Below are 14,764 nucleotides of genomic sequence, written 5' to 3'. Positions count from 1 at the left end.
TTTATTTTGTCTCTAATTCGAAATAGAATTCTACTCCATTATCGTAGTTTTTAACTCCGTATGCTTGGTGCATGCCTTCCATGATAGCCTTGACAATAGAAAGACCTACGCCACTTCCACCATATTCTCTGGTTCTGGCTTTATCAACTTTATAAAACTTCTCCCAGATATGATCTAAGCTTTCTTCTGGAATAGGCTTACCTGTATTAAATACAGATACTCTCACATGATTATCTTCCTGAATAAGCTTGATCTCTATGATCTTGTCACCATCTATATGATTAAGAGCATTGCTATAGAAGTTCTGGAGGACTTCTTCAATCTTGAATTCGTCTCCCCATACAAATATCGGCTCATAATCTTCAAATTTTATAGTTACATCCTTTTGTTTTGCCAAAAGTTCCGCTGATTTGATGTAGTTGCGGATCATATCCACAATATCAAAGCGGTCCATGTTAGTACTGTCATTGCCAAATTCAAGCTGGTTCAGTGTCAGGAGCTTTTTTACCATGATATTCATCTTGGACGCTTCATCCATGATGACTTCGCAGTAGAAGTTACGGCTCTCCTCGTCATCATTGATACCTTCCTTGAGGCCTTCTGCATATCCCTGAATGAGAGCTATAGGAGTCTTGAGTTCGTGAGATACATTTGAAAGGAACTCTTTTCTCATCTCATCGATCTCTTCCTTACGCGCGATATCATGCTTCAGGGCTATATTAGCTTTTTTGAGCTCCTTGATGGTACTTTCAAGGGTTTCAGACAGTTCATTCATATTCTGACCAAGTACATCGATCTCGTTAGAATAGGACTCGAGATTCTCATACTTAGCTTCAAAATTAAGTTTTTTCATCTGATCAGAGATAAGATAAAGTCTCTTGATCGGTTCAGTAACCTTTTTGGAAATATACAAGATAAATATAGAACCAACTACAATGGCTATAATACCTACGTAAGCCATGAATGTGTTAGATATGATAACGTTATCCTTGATACTCTCCATTGTCGATCTTACAAGTACCAGGTTACCGCTACCCACAACACCCCACATATCAAGATATTTTCTGCCAGTAGTTCTATCTATATCCATCTGAAGAGTATAGCCGTCACCATAATCGAGGATCTCTCTTGTCTCGAACTCACCAGTAGTATTGGATGATGATGTGAGCATATTCTCCCAAAGGAGCTTGGCCAGAAACTCTACATTACTGGTAGATGACTTAACAGTCTTGGAGTCTGCATCCAAAACAATCATCTCAATATTGTAACGCTCACAGATATGGCTAATTTCCTGATCAAAGTCCTCAGACGCAATATCACCATCAGTTATAGCCTGTGCAATACTCCTATAAGCCTGTATGATAGCCTCTCTCTTGTTCTGCACATAGAACTTTTCCATGAAAAAGAGATTTATCAAAAGGATAAGTCCAAATGTAAGGAACATGATAGATATGAAGGTGGCACTTATCTCAAATCTTATGGAATGTGTCTTTTTTATATTTGTAGAATTATCATCAAGTTTCTTCAAATTTGTATCCCATGCCCCAGATTGTCTTGATCATGTCGCCTTTTGAACCAAGCTTACCACGGAGCTTCTTAACGTGAGTATCAATGGTTCTGGCATCACCAAAATAATCATAGTTCCATACGTTATTAAGAATTTTCTCTCTAGAAAGAGCTACACCCTTATTCTCAAAGAAGAATGAAAGGAGTTCAAACTCTTTGTAACTAAGTTCAATTTCCTTGCCATCAACCTGTACGCTGTGAGCAACCTTATTTACAACTATTCCGCCAGCTTCCATAACCTGATTATTTACATTCTGGTTAGTTCTGCGAAGAATAGCTGATACTCTTGCTGCAAGGATCTTTGGACTGAAAGGCTTTGAGATATACTCATCTACACCAAGTTCAAATCCAAGAAGCTCATCTCTCTCCTCACTCTTGGCTGTAAGCATAATGATCGGTACCTTAGAGTTATCCCTTATCTCTCGGCAAACTTCCCAGCCATCTCTCTTGGGCATCATTACATCCAAGATAACAAGTGAAATATCTTTATCATTATAAAATATATCAAGTGCCTGCTGACCATCTTCAGCTTCAAGTACTATATATCCATCTTTTGTCAAAAAATCTTTGACGAGTTTTCGCATTCTGCTCTCATCATCAACTACTAATATCTTAAGGTCTTCCATATAGTAATTCCTCCTATCTACTCATCGCCAATATCCTCATGATACCCCTCTGAGCTTTCGATGCCAAGTTTTTTTTCTGCTTCGCGAACAGCTTTTTCTCTCTCCTTAAGCTCTTCATCCCAGGTAGAATAACGGTTTGTCACGTTTCGCTTGTAATTAATTATGTTGTCATTCTCACTGGTAGCAGCGATGATAAACATCAGAATTACTAATATTACAAGAACTACATCTAATACAATAGGAAATATCCTTTTAAATTCCAGCTTTTCCTTTTCTTTTTCAGGTTTGATTCTCTGCTTTACTGTCAGATTTTCAAATGCTGAATGTCTGGTAAAAGAGACTTCTACAGGAATAGGAATAAGCTCCTCCTCAGAAAAACCGTTCTCTAACAGTTTCTCTCTAAGATCGATCAGATATCTCCATCCGATTGGCGTCTTAAATATCTTATTTTCGATAGCCTTCTGATAAACAGCAAGCATATCCTTAGGGCGACTGACTTTTACCCGGGACTCTAAGAGTTTTATCTTGGAAAGGTCCATATTGGCCTTGTTTGCATCTGTCTCAGATAAAAACTCATACCCACCAACAATATTGCTTTTTTCATTATTATCAATTGACGCCATATTCTGCTCCGTAAGATGCTATGAATACACTGACGCTTCTTGCTTTTAGTGTTCTGTTTCTCCATGTAAGAGGAGTAGGCCTGTTGTAAAAATACTTGCCTGACTCATCGCCTGTATCTACGCATAAAGCCCAATACGCATTTTCTGGAGGGTTTGGAAGCATGATCTGGATATCCTCCCAAAATACGTTTATTGCCAGATATACTATATCATCATGATTCTTTTTCTTGGAAAATCCTGCGTAGCGAACGCATATAACTTTTGAATCCTTAGTTATATTACCATTATCAGGGTTCTCTGTGTGAACTGAAATAAAAGGATAGCCGCACTGAGCAGGCAAAAGATCTGACCTGATGGCAGGATGCTTTCTTCTAAACTGTATCATGTTTCTATAGAAGTCAAAATAGCCTTTGTTCTTGTCTAGAAGATCCCAATTAAGCCAGGAAATCTCGTTATCCTGACAATATGCATTGTTATTGCCAAACTGTGTATTACCAAACTCATCACCAGCATAGACCATAGGTGTACCACGGCTACACATTAAAACAGTTATGGCATTTCTCATCATTCTAAATCTAAGGTCCAATACTGCTGGATCATTGGTTTCGCCTTCACATCCGCAGTTCCAGCTTCTGTTATCATTGGCACCATCTGTGTTGTTCCAGCCATTATCCTCATTATGCTTACAGTTATAGGCATACATATCATAGAGAGTAAAGCCATCGTGGCAGGTAATAAAGTTGACTGATGACTCATATCCAAGGTAGGAGCCGCCGTAAAGATCCATAGAACCAGTTATTCTCTTAACTGCTTCTGGAGCTGCCCAAACATCGCCCTTTAGATAAGATCTGATATCATCTCTGTATTTACCATTCCACTCAGCCCATCTCTTCCAGGCCGGGAAGTTGCCAACCTGATACATTCCGCCTGCATCCCAGGCTTCAGCAATTAGCTTTGTATTTCCAAGTATAGGATCATACGCAAGTCTTTGGATGAGAGGAGGTCTTTCCATAGGTGATCCATCCTGATCTCGTCCCAAGATACTTGCAAGATCAAATCTAAATCCATCTACTCTATACTCTTCTACCCAGTATCTTAGGCACTCAACAATAAGTTCCTGAACTATAGGATGGTTGCAGTTCATAGTATTGCCACAGCCACTAAAATTGTAGTACTGGCCATTAGGAGTTAAAAGATAGTAGATATTATTGTCAAATCCCTTAAATGAGATAAATGGTCCGTTTTCATTGCCCTCTGCTGTATGATTGAACACAACATCAAGGATAACCTCAATTCCGTTATCCTTAAGAGCTTTTATCATTCGTTTTAATTCTACGCCCTCAGTATTATGCTCCTTATGAGAGGCATAGCTTGTATTTGGAGCAAAAAAGCTGATGGTGTTATATCCCCAGTAATCTAAAAGAGTCTTGCCATTGACTTCTCTTTTATCTCTTGTTTCATCAAACTCAAAGATTGGCATAAGCTCAACGGCTGTGATGCCAAGTCTCTTTAAATAATCAACTTTTTCCATGATTCCGTCAAAGGTTCCTCTGAACTTAACGCCAGAAGAAGGATCCATTGTAAAGCCTCTTACATGAAGCTCATAGATTACAAGATCGCTCATAGGAAGTGTAGAGCTTGACGTATCATTCCACTCGAAATTATCTCTTACTACTCTTGCCCTGTAGGTTCCTGCGCCATTTGGACTCTGTCCCCAGATTCTCTGACCAGAAACTGCCTTAGCATATGGATCAAGGAGTTCGTGCTTTTTATCAAACAAAAGACCTTTTTCAGGATCCCATGGACCATCAACCCTGTAGCAATATTCAAGATTCTCAATATCAAGTCCAAATACGATCATAGAATAGACATTGCCTATCCTATAACTTTCCGGGAAAGGAATCTCTGCAAAAGGCTTACTTTCCCCTCTGTTATAAAGGACCAAAGTAATAGATGTAGCGCCATTAGAATAAGCCGTAAAATTAACGCCATCAGTGAGCATAGTTGCTCCATTCATGTTATAAAGGCCTGGTCTTATCCTAAATCCGTTGCACTCGTCTAAGGCCAGCATCTGTCTGCCAAGATCTTGTTTTCTAAGCTCTTTGACCTGACGCTCGCCCATCTCAACCATCTTTTTATTTGATCTATGTCTTCTATACTCGTTCATAGATTAATTTTATCACATAATTGATTAATTTTCTGTGAAAAAGCCGGCTGTATCCTGTAATAATCCTAAAAAATAAAGAAACGTCCTTGTCTATAAAGACAAGGACGTTTCACTAATTTGTTCATGTATTAAACAGGATAAGCTCCGTTCTTTGTATCTGCTGCAGAAACATCAACTTTTTCCTGCTGTGCAAGACGATACTTGAAGAAGTCTGTAGCAACCTGTGGGAACAATGCATAAGAAAGAGTATCCTCATCCTGCTGCTTCCACTGTGAAACTTCCTTCTCGAACTTATCAAGACCTGGCTGTAACTTGTCAGCTGGTCTGCATGTGATAACTTCTCTATCACCAATGATCTTCTTCTGAACTTCTGGGTTGAAAGGCTTGATTGTCTTACCATACTCACCAGCAAGGAGGTCCTTAGTCTGGTCAGTAGCAACCTTGTATCTCTCGCCCATAAGAACGTTCATAACGGCCTGAGTACCAACGATCTGTGATGAAGGTGTAACAAGAGGTGGCTCACCAAAGTCCTTACGAACCTGTGGGATCTCCTCAAGAACTGTATCATACTTGTCGCTAGCATTCTGCTCTTTAAGCTGGCTAACCATGTTAGAAAGCATTCCGCCAGGAACCTGATACATAAGAGTCTTGATGTTAACACCAAGAACCTTAGGATCCATAAGTCCGTTAGCAAGGCACTCTTCTCTGTATGGTCTGAAGTGATCTGCAATCTTAGCAAGAAGCTTCTGATCAAGACCAGTCTCGAAAGGCTGTCCCTTGAAGGCTTCTACCATAACCTCAGTAGCAGGCTGTGATGTACCAAGAGCGAATGGAGAAATTGCGCAGTCGATAATATCAACACCAGCCTCAGCTGCCTTCATGTATGTCATGCTGGCAACACCTGAAGTGTAGTGTGTGTGAAGATCGATAGGAAGGCTTGTAGCACTCTTAAGAGCCTTAACAAGCTTCTCTGCCTCGTAAGGAAGAAGAAGTCCAGCCATATCCTTGATACAGATTGAATCTGCACCCATTGACTCGATATCTTTAGCGATGTTCATCCAGTACTCTTCTGTATAAGCATCACCAAGTGTGTATGCAAGAGCGATCTGAGCGTGTCCGCCCTCTTTCTTACATGCCTTAACTGAAGCCTCAAGGTTTCTAAGGTCGTTAAGACAGTCAAAAATTCTGATAATATCAATACCATTTGCGATTGACTTCTGAACAAAGTACTCAACTACATCATCTGGATAGTGCTTGTATCCAAGGATGTTCTGTCCACGAAGGAGCATCTGAAGCTTTGTGTTCTTGAAGCCTGCACGGAGCTGACGAAGTCTCTCCCATGGATCCTCTTTAAGGAATCTCATGCAAGCATCAAATGTAGCACCGCCCCAGCACTCTACTGCGTTATATCCAACCTTATCCATTGTATCAATAATAGGCAACATAACCTCAGTAGGCATTCTTGTTGCGATAAGTGACTGGTGAGCATCACGCAGAACAGTCTCATTGATACGAACTGGTTTTCTCTCTAATTCTGCCATATCTATTATTATCCTTTCTATTCTTAATTAAACTCCAAATACTGCCATGAAAGTACCAGCAACTACGGCTGTACCAATAACTCCAGCAACGTTAGGTCCCATAGCATGCATCAAAAGGAAGTTTGAAGGATCATACTCTGCACCAACCTTCTGAGATACTCTGGCTGCCATAGGAACGGCTGATACACCAGCTGAACCAATGAGCGGATTGATCTTGCCCTTAGTGATCAAGCAAAGGAGCTTACCAAGAAGACATCCAGCAGCTGTACCAAAAGCGAAAGCAATAAGACCAAGTACAACGATGATAAGAGTTGTCTTGTTGAGGAATGCCTCAGCACTTGTTGTAGCACCAACTGATGTACCAAGAAGGATAACTACGATATACATAAGTGCGTTAGAAGCTGTTTCCTGAAGCTGTCTAACAACGCCTGACTCTCTAAAGAGGTTACCAAGCATAAGCATACCGATAAGAGGAGCAGTTGTAGGAAGGATCATACTTACTACGATAGTAACGATAACTGGGAAAAGAATCTTCTCAACCTTAGAAACTTCTCTAAGCTGCTGCATTCTGATCTTTCTCTCTTTATCAGTTGTAAGAAGCTTCATAATAGGAGGCTGAATCATAGGAACCAGAGCCATGTATGAGTACGCAGCTACTGCGATAGGTCCCAAGATAGAAGTCTGATGAAGCTTACTAGCAAGGAAAATAGATGTAGGGCCATCTGCACCACCGATGATTGATACTGCTGCAGCCTGCTGATCATTAAAGCCAAAGAAAATGGCCATGAAATAAGCAGAGAAAATACCGAACTGAGCACCAGCACCCATCAGGAAGCTTATTGGGTTAGCAATAAGTGGTCCAAAGTCTGTCATAGCGCCAACTCCCAAGAAAATAAGTGAAGGGAGGATAGCATATTCATCCAGAATGTAGAAATAATGTAAAAGTCCACCTGCTGCTCCATTAACTGGTTCAGCCATAATATCTGGATAGATGTTTACAAGAAGCATACCAAAAGAAATTGGTACCAAAAGCAAAGGCTCAAATCCCTTGGCAATAGCAAGATACAAGAACACCAAAGCTACAACTACCATGATGTAGTTACCAGGTGTCATTGATGTAAATGCTGTTTGATCCCAGAGATTAGATAATGTCTGAATTATGTAATCCATTTTTTATCCTCATTTCTGTTTTTATAAAACAATATTATCTCTGACTACTATCAGTTAAGAGTAGCAAGAACTGTTCCAGCCTCAACTGAATCACCAGCAGCTACATCAACGCTTGCTACTGTTCCGTCAGCAGGAGCAACCATAGGGATCTCCATCTTCATTGACTCGATAGTTACTACTGTGTCGCCCTTCTTAACAGCCTGTCCAACGTTTGCATTGATCTTGAGTACCTTACCAGCGGCACCAGCCTCAACCTTGATTGAACCTGCACCAGCGCTAGCCTTCTTAACAGGTGCTGCTGGAGCCTTAGCTACAGGTGCTGCAGCTGCTACAGGAGCGCCTGAACCTGCACCTTCTTCTACTGTTACATCATATACGTTTCCATTAACGGTTATTGTATAGTTCTTCATTGTTATACTCCTTTTATCTCTTCCAATTTTTGCTTACTTTTCTAATTGATCTAACCTGGAATCCATCAGTGCTAGCGCTGCCTTCATATGCTGCAATAGCTGCTGCAATAACTGCTACAAGCTCTGCATCACCAGAGAGGTCTTCCTGCTCTGCGATCTGATTGATCGTGTTGTCCATAGCCTTCTTAGTGATCTCTTTATCACTTTCTTTCTTTTTCTTCTTTCCACCAAAGAAGATTGGGAAAAGAGAAATAATAAGAGAAATGATAATAAGGATTGCGAATGCCATACCCATACCAAGAAGAGTATTAAGTCCAGCATTCTCAAGCTTCTCACCAGTAGTCTTGTTGATTGTAACACCAATATCAGTTGGCTCAAACTCGTTATTCAGATAAATCTTCATGATAGCTGAGTGCTTGGTACCCTGAATGGTAGCATCCACTACAAGCTTTCCATCTTTATCAAATGAATAACTTACTTCACTAATGCTTAAGTTATCCGCTAAGCTCTTAGAATCACCGTAGCCAAGCTCTTCAAGTGCCTTATACCAGCTTGTATATCCGCTCTTATAAACTAGATATTTAGACTCGTCAACACCTCTAAGATAATATGCCTGCTGAGCTTCATCTTTATCAATCTCCATAGCGAGCGAAACATAAAGCTCATCCTCAAAATTATCAGGTGTAATGCCTTCTAAATACCAATTTTCAAAGTAGCCATCTTCTACTGCATTAGCATAATTCTCAATAGCAGTCTGATTGAAGAATCCTACAGGATATTTGCTGTTACTAGAAGCATCTGACTGTGACTCTGCTCCACAAGCACTAAGACTTAAAAGACAGCTAAGCATTACTCCCAAAACTAAAAATTTACGTTTCATTTTGAGTGCTCCCTTCTTTAAACTGTGCCGTGTTTTTTAGCAGGACGTTCATCCCTCTTTGTAAAAAGCATCTCGAAAGCGCCAATTACATATTTTCTAGTATCTGCAGGCTCGATGATCTCATCAACATATCCTCTAGCTGCAGCGCTCTTAACATTGTTCTGAAGCTGAGCATACTCTACTGCAGTCTTAGAAACTGTCTCTGCATCCTTGCCATCGCAGATGATCTTAGCTGCAAGGTTAGCATCCATTGTACCGATCTGAGCATCTGGCCAGCTGATAGTAACATCAGCACCGATTGCCTTAGAGTTCATAACGACGTATGCACTACCAAATGCCTTCTCAGTGATAAGGTTAACCTTAGGTACTGTAGCATTTGCAAGAGCAAATACAAGTCTTCCGGCTGCCTTAGCAACATGCTTCTCATCACACTTTGATGAACCAAAGCCTGTTGAATTTGTAAGTGTAAGAACTGGAAGATCAAAAGCATCGCAGAAGTTTACAAAATCTGCAGCCTTCTCACATGCGTGAGCTGTAAGTCTGCCATCGAACTTCTCTGCCTCTTTTCCATTCTCATCAAAGATAGCTGTACGGTTTCCAACAAGGCCAACAGTTGCGCCGTTGAGCTTGATGAATCCTGTAACCATCTCTTTTGCGTAATCTCTCTTTGTCTCAAAGAAAAGACCATTATCAGAAATCTGAGCTGCAACAAGTGCTGGATCTGCTGCTGCACCATCAAGGTTCTCACATGCTCTGTTAAGATCATCTGAGCATTCCTGATATGAATCTGAATCCTCATTATTAGAAGGAAGTATAGATACAAGTTCCCTGATCTGTGCATAGATTGAAGCCTCATCTGCTACAACGTCTACGCTACCTGTCTCAGAGCTCTGCCACTTCGCTGCTGAAGTGTCACATTTCTCCTTGTAATTACCCTCAAGAACGTTAGGTGAATTAACAAAAAGCTTAGCTTTCTGCTCTTCCATGAAAGTGAAGTCTGTGATTGAAGGAATAAGTGCAAGTCCACCACCACATGTACCAAAAATAGCTGTGATCTGTGGAACTACTCCAGAAGCCTCCACCTGCTTAAGATAAATCTCGCCAAATGCATTAAGTGCATCTGTAGCCTCCTGAAGACGAAGTCCAGCTGAATCGATAAGACCGATTACAGGTGAGCCAGTCTTGATTGCCAGTTCATACAGGCGGACAATCTTCTTTGCATGCATCTCGCCAATAGATCCGCCAAGTACTGACGCATCCTGACTATAAACATATACAAGATTGCCATTGATAACACCATATCCAGTAACAACGCCGTCTGATGGTGTTTCTTCCTGTTTCAGATTGAAATCTGTATTTCTGGCTGTCACAAGGCCGCCGATTTCAACGAAACTGTTTTCGTCGAGCAAAGCATTAATTCTTTGACTCGCTTGTGAAGAACTACTCATTTCTTTACCTCCGATATATATAGTGTAAGTTTTGATGATACTACATAAAACCGCAACTTAAGTCAGATTATAGTATAGCATAAAAGAAGCTAAAAAAAGGAAAAATACATAAAAAATATAGTATTTTCCCTAAATTTTAAGATTATATATCAAGTTTTACATTTATTTCCTGCTCTGCCTGAGCTTTAAACTCTTCAACCTGCACAGTTCCTATAGCTGGAAGATCTTCAAGTGATCTGACTCCAAAACTTCGAAGGAACTCTTCTGTTGTTCCAAATAAAAGAGGTCTTCCCGGAGCATCAAGCCTTCCAAGTTCCTGGACCAGACCAAATTCCACAAGTCTGTTAACAGCGTGATCACTGTTTACTCCACGGATCTTTTCAACTTCAAGCCTTGTAATAGGCTGTTTGTAAGCAATTATAGAAAGAGTTTCCATTAGTGAATCGGTAAGCACTGCCTTTTTAGGAGCCTTGGCTATCTTCACAAGATACTCATACATTTCCTTTTTAGTACAGAGCTGAACTGCACTTTCAAGCTCTATAAGTCCGATACCGCTATCTTCTTTTGAATATTTCTCTTTAAGATATTCTATATACTTTTTAACTTCCTTTGACTCTGTATCCATAGCCTTTGCAAGGGCACTTATCTCAACAGAATCTCCCATAGTAAAAAGAATTGCCTCTACTATGCTTGCGCCTTCTTCTCTTGTCATTATTTAACTTGCCTTTCTGGACGTAATAATAATGTCACCAAATGTAGTTTCCTGTTCGATCTCAATGTCGCCAAGTTTCATCTCTTCAAGGATAACCAAAAAGGTAACTATGATCTCAGTCTTACTGTGCTGCTTTTCAAGAAGCTGTTTGAAGCTAAACTTAGAGTGTTCACGGATGTAAGCCTTAATATACAAGGTCTTAGCATCCATATCGATCTCTTCCTTCTCGATATTACCGAATTTGCTTCGAATAGGGTCGACCTTATCTTCCTGTCTTTTAAGAAGTTCCTGGAATATCTCATTAAGCTTGGTAAGCGTTGCATCTCCGAGCATTTCTGAAAAATCTATCGGTACTTCATAGTCCTTAACTTCCTTGGGAATATTCTTTTCCCTAAACCACTGCATGTCCGCATCCATCTGCCTGTCCTTAAGTTCATAGGCCATGTACTTGTACATCTTATATTCAAGGAGCTTCTCAACAAGCTCTGCTCTGGGGTCCTCTTCCTCGCCGTCCTCATTGACTTCCTTAGGAAGGAGCATCTTGCACTTGATATCAATAAGAGTTGCTGCCATTACAAGGAATTCACTGGTTACTTCCATGTCTTCCTTTTGCATGGCATTGATATATTCCATGTACTGCTCAGTAATGGTAACAATAGGAATATCATAAATATCTATCTGGTTTTTATCGATCAGATGCATCAAAAGGTCAAGTGGCCCCTCAAACACCTGAAGTTTTATCTCTAATGACATATCATGCCTTTCTGATCCTGATAACGCAGACTTCGCCAGGATTATAGAATCTCACGTGGATCGTGTGAGTTCCAAGGCCTCTGCTGAGGATCATGGTATTTCCTTCTTTTTCAAACTTTCCACCATCGAACCTTGGAAAAAGAGCTATGGCAGGCGAAATAACACCACCTATCAAAGGAAGTCTCACAATGCCGCCATGAACGTGACCTGAAACAGTAAGGTCGGCGCCCCACTCCGTATATTCATTAAAATACTGCGGATTATGAGCAATCAAAACATTAAATTTTTCTTTACTGCTATCACCAACCAGTCTGTTGATGTAGCCTTTATCCATTGATTTTTTTGTGATCTTTTTGAAATATTCAAGCCCAAGATCAAGGCCTGTTATCCTAATGTTGTCATCTATTACAACAGAATCATTTTCAAGAAATACAATTCCTTTTTGAGTCAGCTTATTCCTATATCTGTCGTAGAAATTGCCGTACTCTTTGGTGAAAACCTTCATCTTGTGCTCGTGATTGCCGTTTCCATAGTAGATCTTGTACTTGGAGGATAATGAAGATAATAGTTCAAAGCCAGGTCTGTACTGAATCTCTCCCTTAATCTTTTCTGCAGTAAACATATCTCCTGCCACAAGGATCGCATCAGGTGAGATCTCATCAACAGCCTCATAGAGCTTCACATTATCCTTGCCAAATTCATATCCATGAAGGTCTGATAAAAGGACAAAAGTATAGTCCCTTTCCACTTTATCAGATGGTACCTCATAGTTTCTCACAACAAAAGTATGCGTGTCATGATAGATCACAGCAACTACAAAGGCAAATATTAAGATCAGAATAATACAAATATATATCCACATAATCTCAACTCATTTTTGACGTAACAAATCTAATTTTATCATATCCCCTTGTCAAAATGAACTTCACTTTTCTAAAGCTTTTTAGGCGCTCTTTTTCTGGGAAAAGAGCTTGATTCCATAGATAGTAACAACTGTCAAAACTATTCCAAGTGGAAGGCAGATAAGCCAGTTTCTAACAAAGCCGGTAATGATATAAACAACAAATGATAAAGCAGCTGCTGTCATCGCATATGGAAGCTGAGTTGATACATGGTCGATATGTTCACACTGCGCTCCTGCACTAGCCATGATAGTTGTATCAGAAATTGGTGAGCAGTGATCACCGCAAACAGCACCAGCCATGCATGCAGAGATTGAAATGATCATAAGTTCATTATCAATGTTGCCACCAAATACGTTTACTACGATAGGAATAAGGATACCAAAGGTTCCCCATGATGTTCCTGTTGCAAAAGCAAGGAATGTTCCAACCACAAATACAAGTGCTGGCAAGAAGCTCATAAGTCCGTCATGATGAGCGATGTTATCAACGATACCAGCTACGTAAGTTGCAGCGCCAAGTGAATCTGTCATAGACTTAAGTGTCCAGGCAAATGTAAGTACAAGTACTGCAGGAACCATGCTCTTAAAGCCTTCTGGTATTGCGTTCATGCAATCGCTAAAGCTAAGGACTCTTGTCAAAAGGAAAAATACAATAGTAATAATAAGTGCTACTACAGAGCCATAAGCAAGTCCTACAGAAGCATCTGAGTTAGAGAATGCATCAACAAAGCTCTCTCCCTCAAAGAATCCGCCAGTGTAGATCATGCCGATAACACAGCAGATAATAAGGCATACGATTGGAAGAACAAGATGAATAACTCTACCTCTGAGAGATGTTGGAGGAGTTGGCTGATCTTCAGCACCAGTGATACTTGGATGAAGCTCATGCTTTGCCTTCTTTGAGTTTGACTTGATACTCTGCTCAGCATTTCTCATTGGCCCAAAGTCATATTTTGTCAATGTAAGTGTGATCATCATTGCAAAAGTTAAAAAGGCATAGAAATTATATGGAATAGCTTTTACAAAAAGCGAAAGACCATTTGCGCCATCTACAAAGCCTGTTACTGCAGCTGCCCATGAAGAAATAGGCGCGATAATGCAGACAGGAGCTGCTGTTGCATCAATAAGGTAAGCAAGCTTTTCTCTTGAGATCTTGTGCTTGTCTGTAACTGGTCTCATAACTGAGCCAACTGTAAGACAGTTAAAATAATCATCTATAAATATAAGGACACCTAAAAGAATTGTGGCAAACTGTGCACCAGTCTTGGTCTTAACATGATCAACTGCCCATCTACCAAAAGCAGCAGATCCGCCAGCACGATTCATAAGCATTACCATACTTCCCAAAACTACAAGGAAGATAAGTATTCCCACATTCCATGAATCTGAAAGCTGAGCGATCATACCATCAACAAATACGTGCTCCATAGTTCCAGAAAAGCTAAATCCACTATATAGAAGTCCACCAACAACAATACCTATAAATAATGAAGAGTATACTTCCTTAGTGATAAGCGCCAATGCAATTGCAATGATTGGCGGCAATAATGACCAAATTGTTCCCACAAACATTCCTTTTATCCTCCCGGAAATTTATCTAGTTAATATATTAAATCGTTGCACTGTTATATTATCAATCGAAAATGCATAAGTCTAGACTTGAGCAGAAAAAAAGTTCTTGGATCACTCCAAGAACTTTTTAAAAAATTGATTTAGTTATATTTGCGCTTTCTTGCTGCTTCAGACTTCTTCTTGCGTCTTACGCTAGGCTTCTCGTAGTGCTCTCTCTTACGGATTTCCTGCTGGATACCAGCCTTTGCGCAACTTCTCTTAAAACGACGCAGTGCGCTATCCAAAGTCTCGTTTTCTTTTACTACTACTGTTGACATCTCTACTCTTACCCTCCCTTCAGTCCCTTCAAGTACATGACTGATTGGGTTATTTATTATGTTTTGAGCCTATAT

Annotated in this window: 14 protein-coding genes; all 14 read right to left on the bottom strand. The window is 40.2% G+C overall.

The window, feature by feature from the left end:
- Position 1: 1 nt before the first annotated feature.
- The 14 genes from bhn_RS06330 to rpsU all read right to left on the bottom strand — a co-directional run bounded on the left by bhn_RS06330 (position 2) and on the right by rpsU (position 14,689).
- On the bottom strand, positions 2–1,528 hold the full coding sequence (locus tag bhn_RS06330; protein WP_330393253.1) for a sensor histidine kinase: 1,527 nt from the start codon (positions 1,526–1,528) through the stop codon (positions 2–4).
- Positions 1,515–2,192, bottom strand: coding sequence for a response regulator transcription factor (locus bhn_RS06325; RefSeq protein WP_071175900.1), 678 nt, complete (start codon positions 2,190–2,192; stop codon positions 1,515–1,517). The genes bhn_RS06330 and bhn_RS06325 overlap by 14 nt, the downstream gene beginning before the upstream one ends.
- A gap of 17 nt (positions 2,193–2,209) precedes the next feature.
- A complete protein-coding gene (locus bhn_RS06320; protein ID WP_071175899.1) occupies positions 2,210–2,815 on the bottom strand; it encodes a hypothetical protein in 606 nt (201 codons plus the stop codon).
- Positions 2,802–4,937 carry a glycogen debranching protein GlgX gene (glgX, locus tag bhn_RS06315; protein ID WP_071177450.1) on the bottom strand — a complete coding sequence of 712 codons (2,136 nt, stop codon included), beginning with the start codon at positions 4,935–4,937 and terminating at the stop codon, positions 2,802–2,804. Before glgX ends, bhn_RS06320 begins: the two co-directional genes overlap by 14 nt.
- A gap of 173 nt (positions 4,938–5,110) precedes the next feature.
- Positions 5,111–6,523: an oxaloacetate decarboxylase subunit alpha gene (locus tag bhn_RS06310; RefSeq protein ID WP_071175898.1), complete on the bottom strand. Its 1,413-nt coding sequence runs from the start codon at positions 6,521–6,523 to the stop codon at positions 5,111–5,113.
- Between the two features lie 27 nt (positions 6,524–6,550).
- Positions 6,551–7,693, bottom strand: coding sequence for a sodium ion-translocating decarboxylase subunit beta (locus bhn_RS06305; RefSeq protein WP_071175897.1), 1,143 nt, complete (start codon positions 7,691–7,693; stop codon positions 6,551–6,553).
- A 50-nt stretch (positions 7,694–7,743) separates the two neighbouring features.
- Positions 7,744–8,103 carry a biotin/lipoyl-containing protein gene (locus bhn_RS06300; RefSeq protein ID WP_071175896.1) on the bottom strand — a complete coding sequence of 120 codons (360 nt, stop codon included), beginning with the start codon at positions 8,101–8,103 and terminating at the stop codon, positions 7,744–7,746.
- 13 nt (positions 8,104–8,116) lie between these two features.
- Positions 8,117–8,983, bottom strand: coding sequence for an OadG family transporter subunit (locus bhn_RS06295; RefSeq protein ID WP_071175895.1), 867 nt, complete (start codon positions 8,981–8,983; stop codon positions 8,117–8,119).
- 17 nt (positions 8,984–9,000) lie between these two features.
- A complete protein-coding gene (locus bhn_RS06290; RefSeq protein WP_071175894.1) occupies positions 9,001–10,431 on the bottom strand; it encodes an acyl-CoA carboxylase subunit beta in 1,431 nt (476 codons plus the stop codon).
- A gap of 142 nt (positions 10,432–10,573) precedes the next feature.
- Positions 10,574–11,143 (bottom strand): SMC-Scp complex subunit ScpB, encoded by a 570-nt coding sequence (scpB, locus tag bhn_RS06285; RefSeq protein WP_071175893.1) that lies wholly within the window; start codon positions 11,141–11,143, stop codon positions 10,574–10,576.
- A 3-nt stretch (positions 11,144–11,146) separates the two neighbouring features.
- Positions 11,147–11,896 (bottom strand): segregation and condensation protein A, encoded by a 750-nt coding sequence (locus tag bhn_RS06280; RefSeq protein ID WP_071175892.1) that lies wholly within the window; start codon positions 11,894–11,896, stop codon positions 11,147–11,149.
- Between the two features lies 1 nt (position 11,897).
- Complete coding sequence (locus bhn_RS06275; RefSeq protein ID WP_071175891.1) at positions 11,898–12,758, bottom strand: metallophosphoesterase; 861 nt, start codon at positions 12,756–12,758, stop codon at positions 11,898–11,900.
- Between the two features lie 81 nt (positions 12,759–12,839).
- Positions 12,840–14,372 (bottom strand): Na+/H+ antiporter NhaC family protein, encoded by a 1,533-nt coding sequence (locus bhn_RS06270; RefSeq protein ID WP_071175890.1) that lies wholly within the window; start codon positions 14,370–14,372, stop codon positions 12,840–12,842.
- Positions 14,373–14,512: 140 nt separating this feature from the next.
- A complete protein-coding gene (rpsU, locus tag bhn_RS06265; protein WP_013280615.1) occupies positions 14,513–14,689 on the bottom strand; it encodes a 30S ribosomal protein S21 in 177 nt (58 codons plus the stop codon).
- Positions 14,690–14,764 lie beyond the last annotated feature (75 nt).

This window comes from Butyrivibrio hungatei, assembly GCF_001858005.1.
Lineage (GTDB): Bacteria > Bacillota > Clostridia > Lachnospirales > Lachnospiraceae > Butyrivibrio > Butyrivibrio hungatei.
Note: the sequence above shows the minus strand (reverse complement) of the source record. Positions and strands in the feature narration are given on the sequence as shown.

What these genes read in the sequence shown, in the direction of transcription:
- bhn_RS06320 (WP_071175899.1), bottom strand. Translation starts at nt 2,815, where the DNA reads ATGGCGTCAATTGATAATAATGAAAAAAGCAATATTGTTGGTGGGTAT.
- glgX (WP_071177450.1), bottom strand. Translation starts at nt 4,937, where the DNA reads ATGGGCGAGCGTCAGGTCAAAGAGCTTAGAAAACAAGATCTTGGCAGA.
- bhn_RS06325 (WP_071175900.1), bottom strand. Translation starts at nt 2,192, where the DNA reads ATGGAAGACCTTAAGATATTAGTAGTTGATGATGAGAGCAGAATGCGA.
- bhn_RS06290 (WP_071175894.1), bottom strand. Translation starts at nt 10,431, where the DNA reads ATGAGTAGTTCTTCACAAGCGAGTCAAAGAATTAATGCTTTGCTCGAC.
- scpB (WP_071175893.1), bottom strand. Translation starts at nt 11,143, where the DNA reads ATGACAAGAGAAGAAGGCGCAAGCATAGTAGAGGCAATTCTTTTTACT.
- bhn_RS06270 (WP_071175890.1), bottom strand. Translation starts at nt 14,372, where the DNA reads ATGTTTGTGGGAACAATTTGGTCATTATTGCCGCCAATCATTGCAATT.
- bhn_RS06310 (WP_071175898.1), bottom strand. Translation starts at nt 6,523, where the DNA reads ATGGCAGAATTAGAGAGAAAACCAGTTCGTATCAATGAGACTGTTCTG.
- bhn_RS06275 (WP_071175891.1), bottom strand. Translation starts at nt 12,758, where the DNA reads ATGTGGATATATATTTGTATTATTCTGATCTTAATATTTGCCTTTGTA.
- bhn_RS06305 (WP_071175897.1), bottom strand. Translation starts at nt 7,693, where the DNA reads ATGGATTACATAATTCAGACATTATCTAATCTCTGGGATCAAACAGCA.
- bhn_RS06300 (WP_071175896.1), bottom strand. Translation starts at nt 8,103, where the DNA reads ATGAAGAACTATACAATAACCGTTAATGGAAACGTATATGATGTAACA.
- bhn_RS06295 (WP_071175895.1), bottom strand. Translation starts at nt 8,983, where the DNA reads ATGAAACGTAAATTTTTAGTTTTGGGAGTAATGCTTAGCTGTCTTTTA.
- rpsU (WP_013280615.1), bottom strand. Translation starts at nt 14,689, where the DNA reads ATGTCAACAGTAGTAGTAAAAGAAAACGAGACTTTGGATAGCGCACTG.
- bhn_RS06280 (WP_071175892.1), bottom strand. Translation starts at nt 11,896, where the DNA reads ATGTCATTAGAGATAAAACTTCAGGTGTTTGAGGGGCCACTTGACCTT.